We start from the raw sequence: 18,066 nt of genomic DNA on the forward strand, positions 1-18,066 counted from the left end.
TCAGACCGGTTAGGGCCTCTCCCGGCCCCCTTCTCCGGCCGTGCGCCGCGACTACACTCGTGCGAATGCACAGCGTCCAGGCCGCACTCGAGACCCTCCGTGCTCTGGCGGCGACGCCGACCGTGGCGCGACTGGCGGAGGCGTTCGCCGCCCAGGGGCACGAGCTCGCGCTGGTGGGCGGACCCGTCCGCGACGCGTTCCTGGGGCACGGAGTGCACGACCTCGACTTCACCACCTCCGCGCGCCCCGACGACATCGTGCGCATCGTCGCTCCCATCGCGGAGGCGCACTGGGACATCGGTCGAGCGTTCGGCACCATCGGCGCGCGGATCGCGGGCGAGACGGTCGAGATCACGACCTATCGCAGCGACAGCTACGACGGAGTCAGCCGCAAGCCCGAGGTCGAGTTCGGCGACACCCTCGAGGGCGACCTGGTGCGGCGGGACTTCACGGTGAACGCGATGGCGCTCCGGATCCCGGAGGTCGTCCTCGTCGATCCTTCCGGGGGTGTGGAGGACCTGCTGGCCGGCCGCCTGCGGACGCCTGCCGATGCCGACGTCTCGTTCGGCGACGATCCGCTCCGCATGATGCGGGGCGCCCGCTTCACGTCGCAGCTCGGGTTCCGCACCACCGAGGAGGTCGAGTGGGCGATGGCCGAGCTCGCGCCGCGCATCCGGGACGTCTCGGCCGAGCGGGTGCAGGAGGAGCTGCGCAAGCTGCTGTCCACCGCGTCTCCGCGAGCGGGCCTGGAGCTCCTCGTCGACACCGGTCTGGCCGGTCATTTCCTCCCGGAACTGCCCGCCCTGCGCCTGGAGCAGGACGAGCACCACCACCACAAAGACGTCTACGTGCACAGCCTGACCGTGCTGGAGCAGGCGATCTCGCTCGAGCAGTCGCGGAACCCCGGGGCGGCCCCGGACGTCGTGCTGCGCCTCGCCGCGCTGCTGCACGACATCGGCAAGCCCGCGACGCGCCGCCTCGAAGCCGGCGGTGCCGTGAGCTTCCACCACCACGACCTCGTCGGGTCCAAGCTGGCGATCAAGCGGATGCGCGCGCTCAAGTTCGACAAGCAGTCGACGACCGAGGTGGCCCGGCTGATCGAGCTGCACCTGCGGTTCTTCGGCTACACCGACGGAGCCTGGACCGACTCCGCCGTGCGCCGCTACGTGACGGACGCCGGGCCCCTGCTCGAGCGGCTGCACATCCTCACGCGGGCCGACGTGACCACGCGCAACAAGCGCAAGGCCGACCGGCTGGCGCACGCGTACGACGACCTCGAGACGCGCATCGCCGAGCTCGCCGAGAAGGAGGAGCTCGCGTCCAAGCGGCCCGACCTCGACGGCACCGCGATCATGCGGATCCTCGACCTGCCGCCGGGGCCGGAGGTCGGTGCGGCGTACCGCTTCCTGCTCGAGCTGCGGCTCGAGGAGGGACCGCTGGGCGAGGAGCTCGCGACGCAGCGGCTGAAGGAGTGGTGGGCGGCGCGCTGAGCCGCATCGCTGAGCCGCCGGCCCGGGATGCCCGGTCGGGCCGCCGGATCGGGCGCAGATCTCCCGACCGCGGGAACGGCCGCGGTGGTAGGGTGTCCAGGTTGTCCACGACCAGACGCACTCGCGTCCGCGGGAGTGGGCAGATGCTACATACCCTCCTGTCACGGAAATACCGTGGCCGTTCAGTCCGAAGGAGGTGGGTTAGTGACGCATCAGTACGAAATCATGGTCATCCTGGACCCCGAGATCGATGAGCGCACCGTCGCTCCGAGTCTCGACAAGTTCCTCAACGTCATCCGCACCGATGGTGGATCCATCGACAAGGTGGACGTCTGGGGCCGTCGTCGTCTGGCGTACGAGATCAACAAGAAGTCCGAGGGCATCTACGCCGTCGTCGACTTCACGTCGACCTCTGCCGCTGCGAACGAGCTCGACCGTCAGCTGAAGCTGTCCGAGGCCGTCATGCGCACCAAGGTGCTGCGGGCCGAAGAGGGCATCGCCCAGGTCGCCGCCGCTGCGAAGCTCGCCGACGAGAAGGCCGCCCGCAAGGCTGCCAAGGCCTCGGCCGCTCCCAAGGCGTAGCGCTCATGGCCGGCGAGACGATCATCACCGTGGTGGGGAACCTCACCTCCGACCCCGAGCTGCGCTACACGCAGAACGGGCTCGCGGTCGCGAACTTCACCATCGCCTCCACTCCGCGCACCTTCGACCGTCAGGCGAACGACTGGAAGGACGGCGAAGCGCTGTTCCTCCGGGCCTCCGTCTGGCGCGAGTTCGCCGAGCACGTCGCGGGATCGCTGACCAAGGGGAGCCGCGTCATCGCGACCGGCCGCCTGAAGCAGCGCTCGTACGAGACGAAGGAAGGCGAGAAGCGCACCAGCATCGAGCTCGAGATCGACGAGATCGGTCCCTCGCTCCGCTACGCGACCGCACAGGTCACGCGTGCCTCCGGTGGAGGCGCGGGCGGCGGACGCGGACAGGTCGGCGGAGGTCAGGGCGCGAGCCAGGGCGGACAGGGCGGCTTCGGCGGCAACCAGGGGGGCTCCGGCGGCAACGCGGGAGGCAACCGCGGTGGCCAGGCCGAGGAGCCGTGGGCGCCGAGCGCGCCGGCCGGTGGCGACGTCTGGAGCACGCCGGGCAGCTACAACGACGAGACTCCGTTCTGAGCCTCGGGCTCGGACGCGACCTCACCTGAATCACGCTCTCTCCGCACGCCGCACGAGCGGCCGCGGAGGGGGGCGAACCAGAATCTAAGGAAACCACTATGGCTGGAAAGAGCAGCGGCGACCGCCGCAAGCCGATCCGCGGCAAGGGCGCGAAGAACGCGGCCCCCGCGAAGTCGGTCCGCGTGGGTGTCATCGACTACAAGGATGTCGCGACCCTCCGCAAGTTCATCTCGGAGCGCGGGAAGATCCGCGCCCGTCGTATCACCGGCGTCTCCGTCCAGGAGCAGCGCCTCATCGCCCGTGCCGTCAAGAACGCCCGCGAGATGGCGCTCCTGCCCTACGCCGGCAGCGGAAGGTAGGTAACGGTATGTCCAAGGTCATCCTGACCCACGAGGTCGACGGTCTCGGCTCCGCCGGTGACGTCGTCGACGTCAAGAACGGCTACGCCCGCAACTTCCTCATCCCGCAGGGCTTCGGCGTCGCGTGGACCCGTGGAGGCGAGAAGCAGGTCGAGCAGATCAAGTCGGCCCGCGCCGCGCGCGAGCACAAGACGATCGAAGAGGCGCAGCACACCAAGCAGGTCCTCGAGGCCAACCGGGTGAAGCTCACCGTCAAGGCGGGCCGCGACGGCCGCCTGTTCGGCTCGGTCAAGACGAGCGACATCGCCACCGCTGTGGCGGCCGCCGGCTTCGGCGACCTCGACAAGCGCAAGATCGTCATCGCGAACGCGATCAAGACGGTCGGCGAGCACGAGGCCGTGGTGCGTCTGCGCGACGACATCCAGGCCACCGTGAAGCTCCAGGTGGTCGCGGCCAAGTAAGGCCGCGAGACACGCCTCGAAGGGCGGTGCGGCGGGATCTCCGGGTCCTGCTGCACCGCCCTTCGTCGTCCCGTTCTCCACAGCTCCATCCACATACACCCAATCGCGGGGACAACCTTCAACGTGGTCTGGAGACTCTTTTCCACACACACCTGTGGAATGAGGGAAAGCCCAGGTCAAAGGGTGGAAAAAAGATCACGAGGGCTCGCGATTCCACAGGGTTCTCCACATGTTCCCCACACGTGGTCCGGCGTTTCACCACAGTTGTCCACAGTCTCCTCCACAGGGCGGTTTGACCGTGGCGGCGAGCGGTACGTAGGGTGGCGCAGCGCCCCGCGAGGGGAGCGGGTCGAGGCGTCCGGACGACCGGCGCCGACGCTGTCGGAGGTCGCTGGTAGACCGGATCCGACGCACGTGATCACGGCTCGGCCGGCGGTCCTACCGTTCCCGCGAGGCACCCCACGACAGGAGGCGAAGGCATGACGATCGCGCACCTGGCGGTTCCCGGCTCGGACGGACGGAGCGAGGCTCGAGGCGACTCCCCGCGCCACGAGCGCACCCCTCCGCACGACCTGCTCGCCGAGCAGTCGGCACTCGGAGGCATGCTGCTCTCGAAGGACGCGGTCGCCGACGTCGTCGAGAGCGTCAAGGCCACCGACTTCTACATCCCCAAGCACGAGATCGTCTTCGACGCGATCCTGCAGCTCTACTCGCACGGAGAGCCGACCGACGTCATCGCGGTCACCGACGAGCTCACCAAGCAGGGCGAGCTGCAGCGCGCGGGCGGCGCCGACTACCTGCACTCGCTCACCGCGATGGTGCCGACGGCCGCGAACGCCGGCTACTACGCCTCGATCGTCGCCGAACGCGCACTGCTGCGGCGCCTCGTCGAGGCCGGCACCCGCATCGTGCAGATGGGCTACCAGGGCGAGGGCGAGGTCCTCGATCTCGTCAACACCGCGCAGGCCGAGATCTACAACGTCACCGGGTCCGAGGCGGCTGAGGACTACGTTCCGCTGACCGACGCGGTCACCGTCGCCATCGACGAGATCGAGGCGGCCGCGCACAAGGACGGCGCCTTCACCGGCGTGCCGACCGGCTTCGCCGACCTCGACGACCTCACCAACGGATTCCACCCGGGCCAGATGATCATCGTCGCCGCGCGACCCGCGCTCGGAAAGTCGACGCTCGCCCTCGACTTCGCCCGCGCCGCCGCGATCAAGCACCAGATGCCGACGATCTTCTTCTCTCTCGAGATGGGGCGCAGCGAGATCGCGATGCGCCTGCTCTCGGCCGAGGCCTCCGTGCCGCTGCAGCACATGCGCAAGGGCACCGTCGACCAGCGCGACTGGACGACCATCGCATCCACCCGCGGCCGCATCAACGACGCTCCGCTCTACATCGACGATTCGCCCAACCTCACGCTCGTCGAGATCCGCGCGAAGTGCCGCCGGCTCAAGCAGCGCATCGGACTCAAGATGGTCGTCATCGACTACCTGCAGCTGATGACCTCGGGCAAGAAGGTCGAGAGCCGCCAGCAGGAGGTCTCGGAGTTCTCCCGTGCGCTCAAGCTCCTCGCGAAGGAGCTCCAGGTGCCGGTCATCGCGCTGTCGCAGCTGAACCGTGGTCCGGAGCAGCGTGCCGACAAGCTCCCCGCGATCTCCGACCTCCGCGAGTCCGGCTCGATCGAGCAGGACGCCGACATGGTGATCCTCCTGCACCGCGAGAGCGCGTACGAGAAGGACAACCCGCGCGCCGGCGAGGCCGACCTGATCGTGGCGAAGCACCGCAACGGCCCGACCCGCACGGTCACCGTGGGCTTCCACGGCCACTTCTCGCGCTTCGCCGACATCCCGGCGGTGTAGCGCCTGTGCCCGCACCCATCGACGACGTCCCCCTCGACGGGGAGGCCATCCGCCTGGGGCAGTTCCTGAAGTTCGCCGGGATCCTCGACTCGGGTGGCGAGGTGAAGGAGGCCGTTGCGGTCGGACTCGTGAGCGTGAACGGCGAGGTCGACCGGCGTCGTGGGCGCCAGCTGGCGGTCGGCGACGTGGTCGGGTTCGGCGGGCGGCGATACCGCGTCACGGCGTGACAGCGAGCCTCCAGCACTGATCGTCCACCGGGCGGCGATGCAGGGGCGATCCCGTCCTGCTGAGGGCGGCGCGGTGCGCAGCCGTGGATGCTGTCAAGCAGAACCTCCGCGGGGGCGCGGGTGCCAGGCTCGGAGTACTTCGGCACCCGGGTGCTCCGCGTGATCCGCGCGGACCCGGACGTCGCCTCGCGGACCACAGGGGATCTTGCATGCAGGTAGGCATTCATTTCATGGACTTCACGCTGCCGGGTGGCAGCACGGGGATCGCTCCGATCCTGGGGGCCACGGCACGGACGGCCGAGGACGTGGGCTGCGAGTGGTTCACGCTGATGGACCACTACTTCCAGATGGAGCAGTTCGCGACCAGCGAGGATCCGATGCTCGAGGGCTACACCTCGCTCGGGTTCCTCGCGGGGCGGACGGAGCGGCTCCGCCTGGGACTGCTCGTGACCGGAGTGACCTATCGGCACCCGGGGCTGCTCGCCAAGATCGTGACGACGCTCGACGTGCTGTCGGGCGGGCGGGCGATGCTCGGCATCGGCGCCGCCTGGTACGAGCGCGAGCACCTCGGGCTCGGTGTGCCGTACCCGCCGCTGACGGAGCGGTTCGAGCGACTCGAGGAGACGCTGCGGATCTGCCGGCAGATGTGGAGCGAGGACGACGGGCCGTTCGAGGGCGAGCACTACCGGCTGGCCGAGACGCTGAACCACCCGGAGCCGATCCAGAAGCCGGGTCCGCCGATCCTGATCGGAGGCGGGGGCGAGAAGAAGACCCTGCGGCTCGTGGCGCAGTACGGCGACGCGTGCAACCTGTTCGCGACGGGCGCCGAGGTGGTCGCGCACAAGCTGGACGTGCTGCGGCGCCACTGCGACGAGCTCGGGCGCGACTACGACGCGATCACGAAGACGATCATCGGCGGCGGGGATCCGGTGGGCGACCCGGACGGCTTCGTGCGGGCGATGGAGGAGTACGCGGCGATCGGGATCACGCTGGTGGAGCTGGCGCCGCAGGGGCCGGACCCGGAGGGGTACGTGGCGCGGTTGGGCGAGGGCGTGATCGGGCGGCTGGGGGAGCTGGGCTGACCGCACCCTCCGGAGCTGACTGCGGCGGTGGCGCCTTCCTGCTGATCGAGTAGAGCGCGCGCGACCGTATCGAGATCCGCATTCCCGGGGTCGGGTCTCGAGACGCGCCTGCGGCGCTACTCGACCGGCAGGAACGGCGGGACTACTCGACCGGCGCAGGCGCGGTCGGGCAGCCGCAGGTCTCGCCGAGGACCAGGGTGGTCGGCAGGCGGACGTGGCGGACGGGAGCGTCGCTGGAGGTCTCGCCCAGGAGCTCGAACGCGATGCGCGCCATCTCGGGGACGGGCACGGCCACGGTGGTGACGCGCACCCCTCCGAGCAGCGCCTCCCGGATGCCGTCGAAGCCGACCACCGCGAGCTCGGACGGGACGTGGATCCCCTCCTGCGACGCGGCGCGGAGGAGGGCGAGTGCGTGCTCGTCGGTCGTCGCGAAGACGGCGCGGGGCCGCTCCTCGCGCAGCACGGTGCGGAGCGCCTGCTCGGAGGAGACGCGGTCCATCGGGACGCGGTGCAGGCGACCGCCGGCTCCCGCCTCCGCGACCGCTCCGGCCCACGAGCGCGCGCGCAGACCCGACGGACCGAAGTCGTCGGGTCCGGTGACGCAGTGCACGTCGTCGTAGCCGTGGGCGAGGAGGTGCTCGACGGCCGAGCGGGTGCCTTGCTCGTCGTCGAACACCACGCTCGGCTCGTCGCGCGTGGGCGGCGAGGAGTGCAGGAAGACGCGCGGAGCGGTGTCGGCGGCGCTCGCCGGATCGATCGTGACGAGCAGGATGCCCGCGGTGCGCAGATCGGCGAAGGTGCGCTCGTAGCCGCGCTCGACCTCGGGGTCGTACTCGGTGTTGCCGAGCAGCGTCAGCAGCGAGCGTCGGCGGGCCTCGTGCTCGATGTGCCGGACCAGTTCGCCGAAGAAGGCGTTGGAGGAATCGGGGACGAGCAGGCCGACCAGACTCGAGCGGCCGATGCTGAGCGCCTCGGCCAGGGAGTTGCGGCGGTAGCCGAGCTCGGCGATGGCGTCCTCCACGCGCTGGCGGAGCTCCGCCGACACCGGGCGCGGTCCGTCGTTCACGACGTAGCTGACGACCGTGCTCGACGTCCCGGCCGCGCGCGCCACGTCGGCGAGCGTCGGTCGCCGGGGCCGGGGGGACATCCGGTCAGCCTAGGACACGGCTCCCGAGCACCCCGACCGGGTCTGCGACCGCGCGCGACATCGGTTGCCACCGGTGCTCGCGCACGATGCCGGCCGAGGAGGAGTCCGGGCGGAGCAACTGCTGCGGGTCGTGCGGCGGGACCGTCGCGACCCTGCCGGGCGCCGCCTCCGTACACTCGCAGAGTGAGCACCGACCCCCGCGACGCTCGCCGAGGCCGCGCCACGATCGCCGACGTCGCGCTGGCGGCGGGGGTGAGCATCCGCACCGCGTCCCGGGCGCTCGGCGGCTCGGCGAAAGTGGCGGAGGCGACCCGCACGCGGGTGGAGCAGGCGGCGGCGGCACTGCGGTTCCGGCCGAACGCGCTGGCCCGCGAGCTGCGGACCGGAGGGGTGAGCTCGACGATCGGGCTCCTCGTGGGCGAGATCACGAACCCGTTCTCCGGCGCGCTCGCGGCAGGCGCGATCGACGCCGCGTCCGCTCGCGGGCTGACGGTGCTGGTCGCCGCGTCGGGGGACGTGGCGGAGGGGGAGCGTCCCGCGGTCGCCGGCATGCTCGAGCGGAGGGTGCGCGCGCTGCTGCTCGTGCCGAGCGCCCACGATCACGGCTACCTCGACGGCGAGCGGCGCCTCGGGACCCCGGTGGTCGCGCTCGACCGTCCCCTCGTCGGCGCCGAGTCCGACAGCGTGCTGCTGGACGACCGGGGCGGGGCGCGCGCCGCGGTCACCGCCCTGCTCGCCGCCGGTCGTCGACGGATCGCGTTCGTGGGCAGTCCGCGCACGCTCTATACGCACGGGCAGCGGCTCGCGGGGTTCGAGGACGCGCTGGAGGGTTCCGGTCTCGTGCGGGAGGACGGCGTCAGCGCCGAGGGGGCGGAGGCGGCCGCGCGCGAGCTCCTCGCCGGTGAGACGCCTCCGGACGCCGTCTTCGCGGGCAACAACCGTGCGACCCTCGGCGTGCACCGCGCCCTCGCGGGGCGCGACGTGGCGCTGATCGGCTTCGACGACTCGGAGGTCGCCCAGGAGCTGGGCATCAGCGTGGTCGCGCACGACCCGCGGCGGATGGGGGCGGAGGCGGTCGGACTCGCACTCGCCCGGCTCGCGGACCTGGACGGAGAGCCGCGGCGACTCGTTCTGCCGACGTCGCTGGTCCTGCGCGGGCGGCTGGCCGGCTGAGACGGCGCTCTCTCGACACTGACCCCCCATCAGGGTGGCTTCGGTTCCGCGGGGCCGCCGAGCCGTACTGTTCGGAGCACCCATCGCGGGTACCGAGCCCACGCTGACGTGGGCAGATCGCTGGCCTTCATGCCGCCCACGTCCGATCGATCCTCTCTGCGGCGTCGCCGGCAGTCCCGCGGAAGGGCCGTCATCGCCGGCACCGCCGGTCTCGCCGTGATCGCCGTCGGTCTCCTCGCGGGCACCGCCGCCCAGGCCGCGACCGCTCCCGACCTCGGCACCGCCGGGGAGTACTCGGTCCTCGCCGGATCGACGGTGACCAACACCGGGGACACGATCCTGCAGGACTCGCTCGGCCTCAGCCCGGGCACCGCCGTCACCGGGTTCCCGCCGGGCATCATCCAGGGCGAGCGGAACGTCGCGAACGCGGACGCGCTGCAGGCCAAGTCCGACCTGGTCGTCGCGTACGACCAGCTCGCGTCCCAGGCTCGTGACGAGGACATCGAGGGCGACCTCGTCGGCCGGACCTTCGTGCCCGGGGTCTACCGCGGAGCGGGACCGATCGGCATCACCGGGACGGTGACCCTCGACGCGGAGGGCGTTCCCGGCTCGATCTTCGTGTTCCAGATGGCGAGCACTCTGATCACGGGGTCGCAGAGCACGGTGGCGCTGATCAACGGCGCTCAGGCCTGCAACGTGTACTGGCAGGTCGGCAGCTCGGCGACCCTGGGGACGAACTCCGACTTCGCCGGGTCGATCCTCGCTCTCGCGTCGGTCACCGTCACCACCGGCGCCGACGTCGAGGGACGCGCGCTCGCGCAGACCGCCGCGGTGACGCTGGACGACAACGTCTTCTCGACCCCGGGCTGCGCGACGACGCCGACTCCGACGGAGACGCCGACGGTCACCCCGACCGTGACTCCTACCGTCACGCCGACTGCGACCCCGACTGTGACTCCTACGGTCACGCCGACCGTGACTCCGACTGTGACTCCTACGGTCACGCCGACCGTGACTCCCACGGTGACGCCGACCGTGACTCCCACGGTCACGCCGACCGTGACTCCCACGGTCACGCCGACGGTCACGCCGACGGTCACTCCGACGGTGACGCCGACCGTGACTCCGACCGTGACTCCCACGGTCACGCCGACGGTCACGCCGACGGTGACGCCGACCGTGTCTCCGACGGTCACTCCGACCGTGACTCCGACGGTGACGCCGACCGTGTCTCCGACGGTCACTCCGACCGTGACTCCGACGGTGACTCCGACGGTGACGCCGACCGTGACTCCGACGGTGACGCCGACGGTGACGCCGACCGTGACTCCGACGGTGACTCCGACGGTGACGCCGACGGTGACGCCGACCGTGACTCCGACGGTGACGCCGACCGTGACTCCGACGGTGACGCCGACGGTCACGCCGACCGTGACTCCGACGGTGACGCCGACCGTGACTCCGACCGTGACTCCGACGGTGACGCCGACCGTGACTCCGACCGTGACTCCGACGGTCACGCCGACCGTGACGCCGACGGCCACGCCCACGGCGACCCCGACCGCAACACCCACCGTGACCCCGACGGTCACGCCGACCGCGACGCCCACCGCCACTCCGACGGTGACGCCCACGCCCACGGCCACGCCCACCGTCACTCCGACGGTGAAGCCGACCGCGACGCCCACGAGCACCCCGACGGCCGTGCCGCCGATGGCGAACCCGAAGCCTCCGCAGTCGGGCGGAGTGGTCGCCCCGGTCGTGAAGCCCCGCGGGCCCAGCACCGGACTCGCCTCGACCGGCGCCGACGGAGTCTCGCTCGCCCTGACGGCGACGCTGGCGCTCGCCGGACTGCTCGGTGGAGCGGCCCTGATGATCAGCGAACGCCGCCGCCGCGAGCAGACGGGGAGCTGATCCTCCGCTAGACGACCGAGCGCCGGGTCCGAGAGGGCCCGGCGCTTCGTCGTGCGCCCGGCCGTCCGGAATGTTTCACGTCGCCGTAATAAACGAGCGCGGCCGCGAAACACGGCGCGACTATGGTCACACGCTAACCGCTTAGAGCCTTGTGCGCCCGCGGAGCGCCAGCAGCACCCGACCCCCTGGAGCGCCGATGTCCGCCACCCTCACTCCGCTGCGCCGAGAGCGCGCGCGGGCGCTCCTGGACGAGCGGCTCGCCCGGCTCGAGCTGCAGCCGGTCGAGGCCTCCGACTCCCGCGTCGTGACGGCGATCGCCCGGGCCGCGTGGGCGCAGGCCGTGCTGCGGGCCGCGGCGTCGGCGAGCAATCTCTCCCTCGCGCACACCCGCATCGCCGTCCTCGGCGCCGGTCCGCTCGCCCGAGAGCTGGCGACCCGCACGGCGGCGATGGGCGCCCGTGTCCTCGTCGTCGGGGACGACCCGGTGGCCCTCGTCGAGCTCGCGCAGCTCGGCCTGGCCGTCTCGGTCACGGACGGCGCCCGCCTCGACGACGTCGTGCTCGCCTTCGCCACAGGGGAGCTCGATGGCGCGGTCGACGCCGGCGCGCTCGGCGGCGGCGGACCGGTGCTCGTCGTCGATGCGGCGGAGGGTGCACCCGCCGTGGCCGCGAAGACCGACTCCTCCTTCGGCCGACCCGGCATCGCGCGCATCCTCGGCACCGACCGCGAGGCCTTCGTCCTCGTCGCCCGCGACGTGGCCGACGGATCGACGCGCCGGACCCGCGAGCAGCTCTCGTCCGCCTTCTCCGCGGCGCTCGCCGAAGCGCGCGCAGCCGACCCGGGAGCCGACGGTGCCGAGCTCGCGGCCCGCGCCGACCGGGCCCTCGCCCTCGAGGTGCTCGCGTGAGCGGCCGCATCCGCGACGCCTCGCTCTGGCGGCAGGGCCAGGACAAGATCGACTGGGCATCCCGCTTCATGCCCGTGACCGGCAGCGTCGTCGGGCAGCTGCGCGAGAGCGGATCGATCGCGGGGCTGCGCATCGGGCTCGTCCTGGTGCTCGAGCCCAAGACCGCGACCCTCGCCCTCGAGCTCGCAGCGGCCGGTGCCGAGGTCAGCGTGATGTGCGGCGCCTCCAACACCCACGACGACACCGCGGCCGCCCTCGAGCACGCGGGAGTGAGCGTGTTCGCCCGCTCGGACGCGACCGCCGCCGAGGACCACGCCTTCGCGCTCGACCTCCTCGACCACCGGCTCGACATCCTGGTCGACGACGGCTCCTCCGTGACCCGCCTCGCGCACACCGAGCGCCCCGCCGTCTTCGAGACCCTGCGCGGCGCCACGGAGGAGACCACCAGCGGACTCCGCCCGCTGCGGGTCATGGAGCGCGAGGGCGCCCTGCGCATCCCGGTCCTCGCCGTGAACGACGCGCGCTGCAAGACGCTCTTCGACAACCGGCACGGCACCGGGCAGTCGACGCTGCTCACGATGCTCGACCTGCTCGCCGCTCCGCTGGACCGCGCGCACGTCGTCGTGGCCGGCTTCGGCCACGTGGGCCGCGGAGTGGCGCAGCACGCCCGCGCACTCGGCGCGCGGGTGACGGTGTCGGAGGTCGACCCGGTGCGGGCGCTGGAGGCGGTCTTCGCGGGCTACGACGTCGCTCCGCTGGAGGACGCCGCACGGACGGCCGACCTCCTCGTGTCGGCCACCGGCATCGCGCACACGATCGACGTCGAGCACCTGCTCGCCCTGCCCGAGGGAGCAGCGGTCGCGGTGTCGGGCGGAGTGGCGCAGGAGATCGCGATCGACGCGGCCGTCGCCGCGGGCGCGGTCCGCGAGAGCATCGGCCACGCACTCGAGCGCTTCGTGCTGCCGACCGGGCGCTCGATCGTGGTGCTCGACGACGGCGGCTGCATCAACTGCACGGCGGGAGAGGGCAACCCGATCGAGATCATGGACCTCTCCTTCGGTGTGCAGGCGGCGGCGATCGACGTGCTGGCACGGGAGGCGGGGACTCTCGCTCCGGCGGTCCACCTGCTCCCACCCGAGGTCGACGACCGGGTGGCGCGCGCCAAGCTGGCCTCCCTCGGCGTCGCGATCGACAGCGCCAGCCGCGCCCAGCAGGACTTCCTCGGCAGCTGGACCCCGACGGGTCGCCGTGCCGCTCCCCAGCGCGACGGAGCGCGCTCGTGAGCGAGCTGCTCCGCCTCGAGGGCGTCGGAGTCACCTACCGCAGCGCCACCGTGCCCGCTCTCGTCGATGCGTCCTTCTCGGTCTCGAGCGGTGAGGTCGTGCTGATCGCCGGCCCGTCGGGCTGCGGCAAGAGCACTCTGCTGCGCGTGCTCAACGGCCTCGTGCCGCGCTCGTACCGGGCCGAGGTGACGGGCCGGATCGAGGTCGAGGGCCGCGACGCCGCTCCGCTCGCCCTCCGCGACATCTCCGAGGTCGTCGGCACGCTGCTCCAGGACCCGGCGAAGCAGGTCGTGGGCCACAGCGTGCTCGCCGAGATCGCGTTCGGACTCGAGAACCGGGGCACGCCGCCGAGCGAGATCCGCGAGCGCGCCCACAGGGTCGCCGAGCGGCTCGGGCTCACGGCGCTGCTCTCCACTCCGCCGCACGAGCTCTCGGGCGGTCAGCTGCAGCTCGTCGCCTTCGCCGGGATCCTCGTGCTCGATCCGAAGGTCATCGTGATCGACGAGCCGCTCGCCAATCTCGATCCGGATGCGGCCGACGTGCTGCTCGCCGCCGTCCGCTCCTACGTCGACGGCGGCGGCGCGGCGGTGATCGTCGAGCACCGAGTCGACGAGGTGCTCGCCCTCGCGCCCGACCGGGTGGTCTACCTCGAGGAGGGCGGTGTCGTCTACTCGGGCGACGTCGACGGCTTCCTCGAGGTCGCGTCACCGGAGTCGGTGAAGCTGCCGTTCTCGGCGCTGCTCGCGAGCGCGTCCGGCGAGGAGGAGGCGCTGCCGGAGTCGACGCCGATCGCTCCGGGAGCCGCGGCCCGCCTGCACTTCGAGGGTGCGGAGCTCGGCTACGGAGCGCGCACGATCGTCTCGGCCGTCGAACGCCGCTTCGAGGCGGGGGAGCGCGTCGCGATCCTCGGCCGCAACGGTGCGGGCAAGTCGACCCTCATGCGCGCCGCCGTCGGGCTCGTCGCTCCGACGCGCGGACGGGTGCTGCTCGACGCGAGGCCGGTGCACGAGCTCAGCGCCGCCGAGCTCGTCTCGACCTGCGGCTACCTGTTCCAGAACCCGGGGCAGGCGCTGTTCAGCGAGAACGTCGGCGCCGAGCTGGCCTTCGGGCCGCGCAATCTGGGTGTCCCGGAGGAGGAGATCCCCGCGATCTCGGACGCCGCGCTGCGCGCCGTCTCGCTGCACGACGTGCCCGGAATCCTGGAGAGGCCGCCGCGCACGCTGTCCTTCGGGCAGCAGCGGCGGCTGGCCGTGGCGCTGGCCCTCACGCTCCGCCCGCGCACGCTGATCCTCGACGAGCCGACCGCCGGCCAGGACGAGCGCTCGTCGCGCCACTTCCTCGACGCCGTCTGGGCGATCGAGGGCATCGACAGCGTCTACTTCATCACCCACGACGTCGACATGGCGCTCGCGCGGGCCGACCGCGTCGTGGTCGTCGACGGCGGCGGGATCGTCGCCGACGCGACTCCGGCCGAGATCGTGCACGACCTCGAGCTGTGGCACGAGCCCGGCGAGGCCGCCGGCGGGCGCGCCGTGCTGCGCGGGACCGACTTCGTGCGCGCCGCCCGCGAGCACGGACCCGCTGCCGGACGCCTCCCGCGCCCCCTCGATCTCGCCCGGCGCCTGCGCCTCTCCCTCGACGCTCCTCACTCCCTCGACGCTCCTCCCCATCCCCTCGAAAGGACACACCCGTGACCACCACCGCGACTCCCGCCCGGACCGGCCCCTGGGCCGTCTCGTCCCGCACAATCGTCTTCGGCGCCGTCGGCGCCGCTCTCTACGGCGCGCTCGGAGCCCTCAGCTTCGTGCTCCCCGGAACGATGATCTCGATCCGCCCGGCGATCGCGATCATCCCCTTCGTGGGCCTGCGCTTCGGCCCGATCGCCGGCTTCTTCACGGGCGCCGTCGGCAACGCGATCGTCGACCAGATCATGGGCTACGGATTCCTGACGTACTGGAACTGGAGCATCGCGAACGGACTCGTCGGCCTGCTCGCGGGCCTCATCGGCTACTACGCCAAGGAGCCGCGCTCGACCGGTCGTCAGGTCGTCTGGGCCGCCGCCATCGCGGTCGCCGCGGTCGTCGTGGGACTGCTCTTCACCGTCACCGACCTGCTGCTCGGCGTCACCGTGGAGTACTGGTTCTTCGGCTCCTACCTCCTCGCGATCCTCGCGACCGGCATCACCGCGGCGATCCTGGTCCCCGTGCTCGACCGGGTCTGGAAGCCGCTCCAGAACCTCGCCGGACGCTGACCGGTGGAGGTCTCGCCTCGATACCTCGGCGGCGACTCCTTCCTCGGCCGTCGGGATCCGCGCGTGCTCATCGTCGTGCCGGTGATGCTCGTGATCACCGCGACGCAGGTGAAGGACCTGAGGTGGATGGCGGCGCTCGCCGTGGTGGCGTTCGCCTACTACCTCAGCGCGCGGATCCCGTTCCGCGAGGTCCGCTCGAACTGGGCCGTCGTGGCCGTGTTCGTGGTGGTCTTCGCGGGGATCAACGGGCTGATCGTCGGGGCGACGAGCTCGGGCGAGCCCGAGACGGGCGCGACGCTGTTCACCGTGCCGCTGATCGGGCTGCCGATCACGGAGGGAGCCGTCTCGTACGCGGTGAACATGCTGCTGCGCTTCCTCGCCCTGGTCGCGGTCGGATTCCCCCTGGCCTTCGCGATCCGCCCGGGCGACCTCGCGGTCGCGTTCGCACGGCTGGGAGTGCCGGCGCGCTTCGCGTACGGCATCGACCTGACCTTCAAGTTCCTGCCCAGCGCCGCCGCGAACCTGCAGGAGACGGCCGCCGCCCAGCGGCTGCGCGGCTACGAGCGCGCCGAGACCCGCAACCCGGTGCGGCGCCTGCGCGAGGTGGCCCCGCTCATGGTGCCCGTGACCATCACCTCGTTCGTCGACGCGGAGGACACGGTCGACGCGCTGGATCTGCGGGGCTTCGGCACCGCGAAGCGCACCTGGCTCCGCGAGATCCGCTACGCGCCGGCCGACTGGGCGGTGACGGCGCTCGCCGTGCTGCTCGCCGCCGCCGCCTCGGTCGCGAGCATCGCGGGGCTCATGCCGTCGGCGTGGATCCCGTGACGGGCGTCGAGGTCCATCTGGCGCCCTGGGTGGTGCCGGTGGCCGGCGAGCCGATCCGCGGCGGCGCCGTGGCGGTGCGCGGCGAGCGGATCCTCGCAGTCGGTCCGCGCGACGAGGTCCTCGCCGAGGGGGCCGACCGGGTGCGGGAGTGGGCCGGAGTGATCACTCCGGGGCTCGTCAACGCGCACTCCCACCTGCAGTACACCTGCATGGCGGCCGTCGGCGCCGGTCGCTACGAGGGCTTCGAGGACTGGTCTCGCGCGTTCCAGGTGGTCTACGAGCAGCCCCACGACTGGGCCGCCTCGGCCGCCGACGGACTCGCGATCGCGGTCTCGACCGGCACGACCGCGATCGCCGACATCGTCACCGACCTCGAGGCGCTGGACGTGCTCGAGGCCGGCCGCGTGCACGGCATCGCCTACTGGGAGCTGATGAGCCTCCTCGAGGACGACTGGCGCGGCAGCGGCCGCGCGATCACCGCGGAACTCGTGCGGACTTCCGGGGTCACGCGCATCGGCCTCTCTCCGCACGCCCCCTACTCCCTGGACACCCCGGTGCTCAGCGATCTGACCGGCCTGTCGCAGGAGCTCGGCGTGCGCCGGCACCTGCACCTGGCGGAGTCGGCGTGGGAGGCGGAGTACACGATGCACGGACGCGGCGCGCTGGCCGAGCAGTGGCGCCGCTGGGGCTACGACGGCTTCCACCTGCTCCGCAACGGCGGCAGCGCGCTCCGGCCCGTGGCCTACGCCGAGACGATCGGAGCGCTCGGCGACGACGTGCACATCGCGCACGGCATCTACGTGGACGCCGAGGACAGGGCGACGCTGCGCCGCTCCGGCACCTCGGTCGCACTGTGCCCGCGCTCGAACGCGGTGATCGGACTCGACGAGGCGCCGGTCGCCGACTACCTGCGCGAGGGCAACGCGATCGCCGTGGGCACGGACTCGCTCTCGTCGACGCCCTCGCTGGACCTCCTCGGCGATGTCGCCGAGCTGCACCGCATCGCGCGGGAGCAGGGCTACACCGGGCGGGATCTGCACGCCCGGCTCCTGCACGCGGCGACGCTCGGCGGGGCGGTGGCGATGGGGGCGGCCGACTCGTTCGGCGCGCTGGTGCCGGGAGCCCTGGCCGACCTGGCGGTGCTCGACGTGAGCGCCGCGACCGCGGACGACGTGGTCGCCGCGATAGTGGAAGCCGGTGAGGGCACGGCCCTCGCCACGATCATCTCGGGGGAGGTCCGATGGGCGCGGAGCTGACGGGCGAGCTGGTGGACCGGTTGAGCGTGGACGGACGCGTGCTCGAGAGCGTGCGCCGACCCGCGCTCGCCGCGTCGATGGGGCTGGAGCCGCATCCGGAGGGCGGCTGGTACCGCCGCACCTGGACCTCGCCGGAGCGGTTGACGCTGACGGCACCCGACGGCTCGGTGCGCGAACGACCGGCGGCGACGCTGATCGTGTTCCTGCTGCCGCCGGGGGAGTCCTCGGCATGGCACAGAGTGTCGTCCGCCGAGACGTGGATCTGGAACGGCCCGGGTCGGGTGGCCCTGCAGTACGGCGGGAGCGGCGAGGAGCCGGAGGACGGGGAGACCGTCGTGCTGGGATCCGCGGTCGACGGGTTCGCGGTGCAGGCGCTCGTACCGGCCGACGTCTGGCAGCGGACGCTGCCGTCGGGGGAGGCCGCGCTGGTCAGCTGCCTCGTCTCTCCGGGGTTCGACTTCGCCGACTTCTCGATGCCGGAGGAGTGACGGGGCGGTCCTCGAGGAGACGGACCCCAGAAGTTCTCCGCCGTCGACTTGACACGGCCCGCGGGTGTGCTAAGTTATTCGAGTTGCCAACGGCCGGAACGGTCGCCGCGAGAGCGGTTCGATAGTCCCGGTGATCTGCAGTGCAGGTCCTAGCGCAACAGCAACAGAA

Annotated in this window: 19 protein-coding genes and 1 pseudogene; 18 read left to right on the plus strand and 2 right to left on the minus strand. The window is 72.0% G+C overall.

Going from position 1 to position 18,066, the window contains the following annotated elements; all coding sequences use genetic code 11:
* Positions 1-65 precede the first annotated feature (65 nt).
* From IOC53_RS05355 to IOC53_RS05390, 8 genes are all read left to right on the plus strand, one after another.
* Positions 66-1,490, plus strand: a complete 1,425-nt coding sequence (locus tag IOC53_RS05355) for a CCA tRNA nucleotidyltransferase (RefSeq protein WP_207403327.1) — start codon at positions 66-68, stop codon at positions 1,488-1,490.
* Between the two features lie 204 nt (positions 1,491-1,694).
* The gene (gene rpsF / locus IOC53_RS05360) at positions 1,695-2,072 is read left to right on the plus strand and encodes a 30S ribosomal protein S6 (RefSeq protein ID WP_068207796.1); all 378 of its coding nucleotides are present in this window, start codon (positions 1,695-1,697) and stop codon (positions 2,070-2,072) included.
* A gap of 5 nt (positions 2,073-2,077) precedes the next feature.
* A complete protein-coding gene (locus tag IOC53_RS05365; protein ID WP_207403328.1) occupies positions 2,078-2,656 on the plus strand; it encodes a single-stranded DNA-binding protein in 579 nt (192 codons plus the stop codon).
* Between the two features lie 98 nt (positions 2,657-2,754).
* A complete protein-coding gene (gene rpsR / locus IOC53_RS05370) occupies positions 2,755-3,015 on the plus strand; it encodes a 30S ribosomal protein S18 (RefSeq protein WP_055784551.1) in 261 nt (86 codons plus the stop codon).
* Positions 3,016-3,023: 8 nt separating this feature from the next.
* On the plus strand, positions 3,024-3,476 hold the full coding sequence (gene rplI, locus IOC53_RS05375; protein ID WP_207403329.1) for a 50S ribosomal protein L9: 453 nt from the start codon (positions 3,024-3,026) through the stop codon (positions 3,474-3,476).
* A 602-nt stretch (positions 3,477-4,078) separates the two neighbouring features.
* Positions 4,079-5,341: a replicative DNA helicase gene (gene dnaB / locus IOC53_RS05380; protein ID WP_374070318.1), complete on the plus strand. Its 1,263-nt coding sequence runs from the start codon at positions 4,079-4,081 to the stop codon at positions 5,339-5,341.
* Between the two features lie 5 nt (positions 5,342-5,346).
* Complete coding sequence (locus IOC53_RS05385) at positions 5,347-5,568, plus strand: RNA-binding S4 domain-containing protein (RefSeq protein ID WP_207403331.1); 222 nt, start codon at positions 5,347-5,349, stop codon at positions 5,566-5,568.
* A gap of 209 nt (positions 5,569-5,777) precedes the next feature.
* Positions 5,778-6,650, plus strand: a complete 873-nt coding sequence (locus IOC53_RS05390; protein ID WP_207403332.1) for an LLM class F420-dependent oxidoreductase — start codon at positions 5,778-5,780, stop codon at positions 6,648-6,650.
* Between the two features lie 142 nt (positions 6,651-6,792).
* Here IOC53_RS05390 and IOC53_RS05395 read toward each other — a convergent pair whose 3' ends face one another.
* Entirely contained in the window at positions 6,793-7,797 is a 1,005-nt protein-coding gene (locus tag IOC53_RS05395) for a LacI family DNA-binding transcriptional regulator (RefSeq protein ID WP_207403333.1), read from the minus strand.
* Between the two features lie 183 nt (positions 7,798-7,980).
* Here IOC53_RS05395 and IOC53_RS05400 point away from each other — a divergent pair, with 183 nt between their 5' ends.
* Together IOC53_RS05400 and IOC53_RS19635 are read left to right on the plus strand one after the other, a co-directional pair.
* A complete protein-coding gene (locus tag IOC53_RS05400; protein ID WP_207403334.1) occupies positions 7,981-8,970 on the plus strand; it encodes a LacI family DNA-binding transcriptional regulator in 990 nt (329 codons plus the stop codon).
* Positions 8,971-9,099: 129 nt separating this feature from the next.
* Positions 9,100-9,762 (plus strand): annotated as a pseudogene (locus IOC53_RS19635) (ice-binding family protein); the annotation flags it as partial.
* Here IOC53_RS19635 and IOC53_RS19185 read toward each other — a convergent pair.
* On the minus strand, positions 9,654-10,658 hold the full coding sequence (locus IOC53_RS19185; RefSeq protein WP_278250016.1) for a hypothetical protein: 1,005 nt from the start codon (positions 10,656-10,658) through the stop codon (positions 9,654-9,656). The pseudogene IOC53_RS19635 and the gene IOC53_RS19185 sit on opposite strands and share 109 nt — an antisense overlap.
* Between IOC53_RS19185 and IOC53_RS18810 the strand changes: the two genes are divergently transcribed.
* The 8 genes from IOC53_RS18810 (at position 10,636) to IOC53_RS05440 (ending at position 17,897) form a co-directional block, all read left to right on the plus strand.
* The gene (locus IOC53_RS18810; RefSeq protein ID WP_242682945.1) at positions 10,636-10,884 is read left to right on the plus strand and encodes a hypothetical protein; all 249 of its coding nucleotides are present in this window, start codon (positions 10,636-10,638) and stop codon (positions 10,882-10,884) included. The two genes, IOC53_RS19185 and IOC53_RS18810, sit on opposite strands and share 23 nt — an antisense overlap.
* A 196-nt stretch (positions 10,885-11,080) precedes the next feature.
* Positions 11,081-11,791: a hypothetical protein gene (locus IOC53_RS05410; protein WP_207403336.1), complete on the plus strand. Its 711-nt coding sequence runs from the start codon at positions 11,081-11,083 to the stop codon at positions 11,789-11,791.
* Positions 11,788-13,074 carry an adenosylhomocysteinase gene (locus IOC53_RS05415; protein WP_207403337.1) on the plus strand — a complete coding sequence of 429 codons (1,287 nt, stop codon included), beginning with the start codon at positions 11,788-11,790 and terminating at the stop codon, positions 13,072-13,074. Before IOC53_RS05410 ends, IOC53_RS05415 begins: the two co-directional genes overlap by 4 nt.
* Positions 13,071-14,768 (plus strand): ABC transporter ATP-binding protein, encoded by a 1,698-nt coding sequence (locus IOC53_RS05420; protein WP_207403338.1) that lies wholly within the window; start codon positions 13,071-13,073, stop codon positions 14,766-14,768. The genes IOC53_RS05415 and IOC53_RS05420 overlap by 4 nt, the downstream gene beginning before the upstream one ends.
* Positions 14,765-15,325 (plus strand): ECF transporter S component, encoded by a 561-nt coding sequence (locus IOC53_RS05425; protein WP_207403339.1) that lies wholly within the window; start codon positions 14,765-14,767, stop codon positions 15,323-15,325. Before IOC53_RS05420 ends, IOC53_RS05425 begins: the two co-directional genes overlap by 4 nt.
* A gap of 3 nt (positions 15,326-15,328) precedes the next feature.
* On the plus strand, positions 15,329-16,153 hold the full coding sequence (locus IOC53_RS05430; protein WP_207403340.1) for an energy-coupling factor transporter transmembrane protein EcfT: 825 nt from the start codon (positions 15,329-15,331) through the stop codon (positions 16,151-16,153).
* Complete coding sequence (locus IOC53_RS05435; RefSeq protein WP_307786075.1) at positions 16,141-17,409, plus strand: amidohydrolase family protein; 1,269 nt, start codon at positions 16,141-16,143, stop codon at positions 17,407-17,409. Before IOC53_RS05430 ends, IOC53_RS05435 begins: the two co-directional genes overlap by 13 nt.
* Positions 17,394-17,897, plus strand: a complete 504-nt coding sequence (locus IOC53_RS05440; protein ID WP_207403341.1) for a cupin domain-containing protein — start codon at positions 17,394-17,396, stop codon at positions 17,895-17,897. The genes IOC53_RS05435 and IOC53_RS05440 overlap by 16 nt, the downstream gene beginning before the upstream one ends.
* Positions 17,898-18,066: the final 169 nt, after the last annotated feature.

The sequence above is a fragment of the Rathayibacter sp. SD072 genome (assembly GCF_017355185.1).
Lineage (GTDB): Bacteria > Actinomycetota > Actinomycetes > Actinomycetales > Microbacteriaceae > Rathayibacter.

Coding starts and splice junctions, on each gene's coding strand:
- IOC53_RS05395 (WP_207403333.1), bottom strand. CDS start 7,797: ATGTCCCCCCGGCCCCGGCGACCGACGCTCGCCGACGTGGCGCGCGCG.
- IOC53_RS05440 (WP_207403341.1), top strand. CDS start 17,394: ATGGGCGCGGAGCTGACGGGCGAGCTGGTGGACCGGTTGAGCGTGGAC.
- IOC53_RS05365 (WP_207403328.1), top strand. CDS start 2,078: ATGGCCGGCGAGACGATCATCACCGTGGTGGGGAACCTCACCTCCGAC.
- rplI (WP_207403329.1), top strand. CDS start 3,024: ATGTCCAAGGTCATCCTGACCCACGAGGTCGACGGTCTCGGCTCCGCC.
- IOC53_RS05390 (WP_207403332.1), top strand. CDS start 5,778: ATGCAGGTAGGCATTCATTTCATGGACTTCACGCTGCCGGGTGGCAGC.
- IOC53_RS05355 (WP_207403327.1), top strand. CDS start 66: ATGCACAGCGTCCAGGCCGCACTCGAGACCCTCCGTGCTCTGGCGGCG.
- IOC53_RS05410 (WP_207403336.1), top strand. CDS start 11,081: ATGTCCGCCACCCTCACTCCGCTGCGCCGAGAGCGCGCGCGGGCGCTC.
- dnaB (WP_374070318.1), top strand. CDS start 4,079: ATGCTGCTCTCGAAGGACGCGGTCGCCGACGTCGTCGAGAGCGTCAAG.
- rpsR (WP_055784551.1), top strand. CDS start 2,755: ATGGCTGGAAAGAGCAGCGGCGACCGCCGCAAGCCGATCCGCGGCAAG.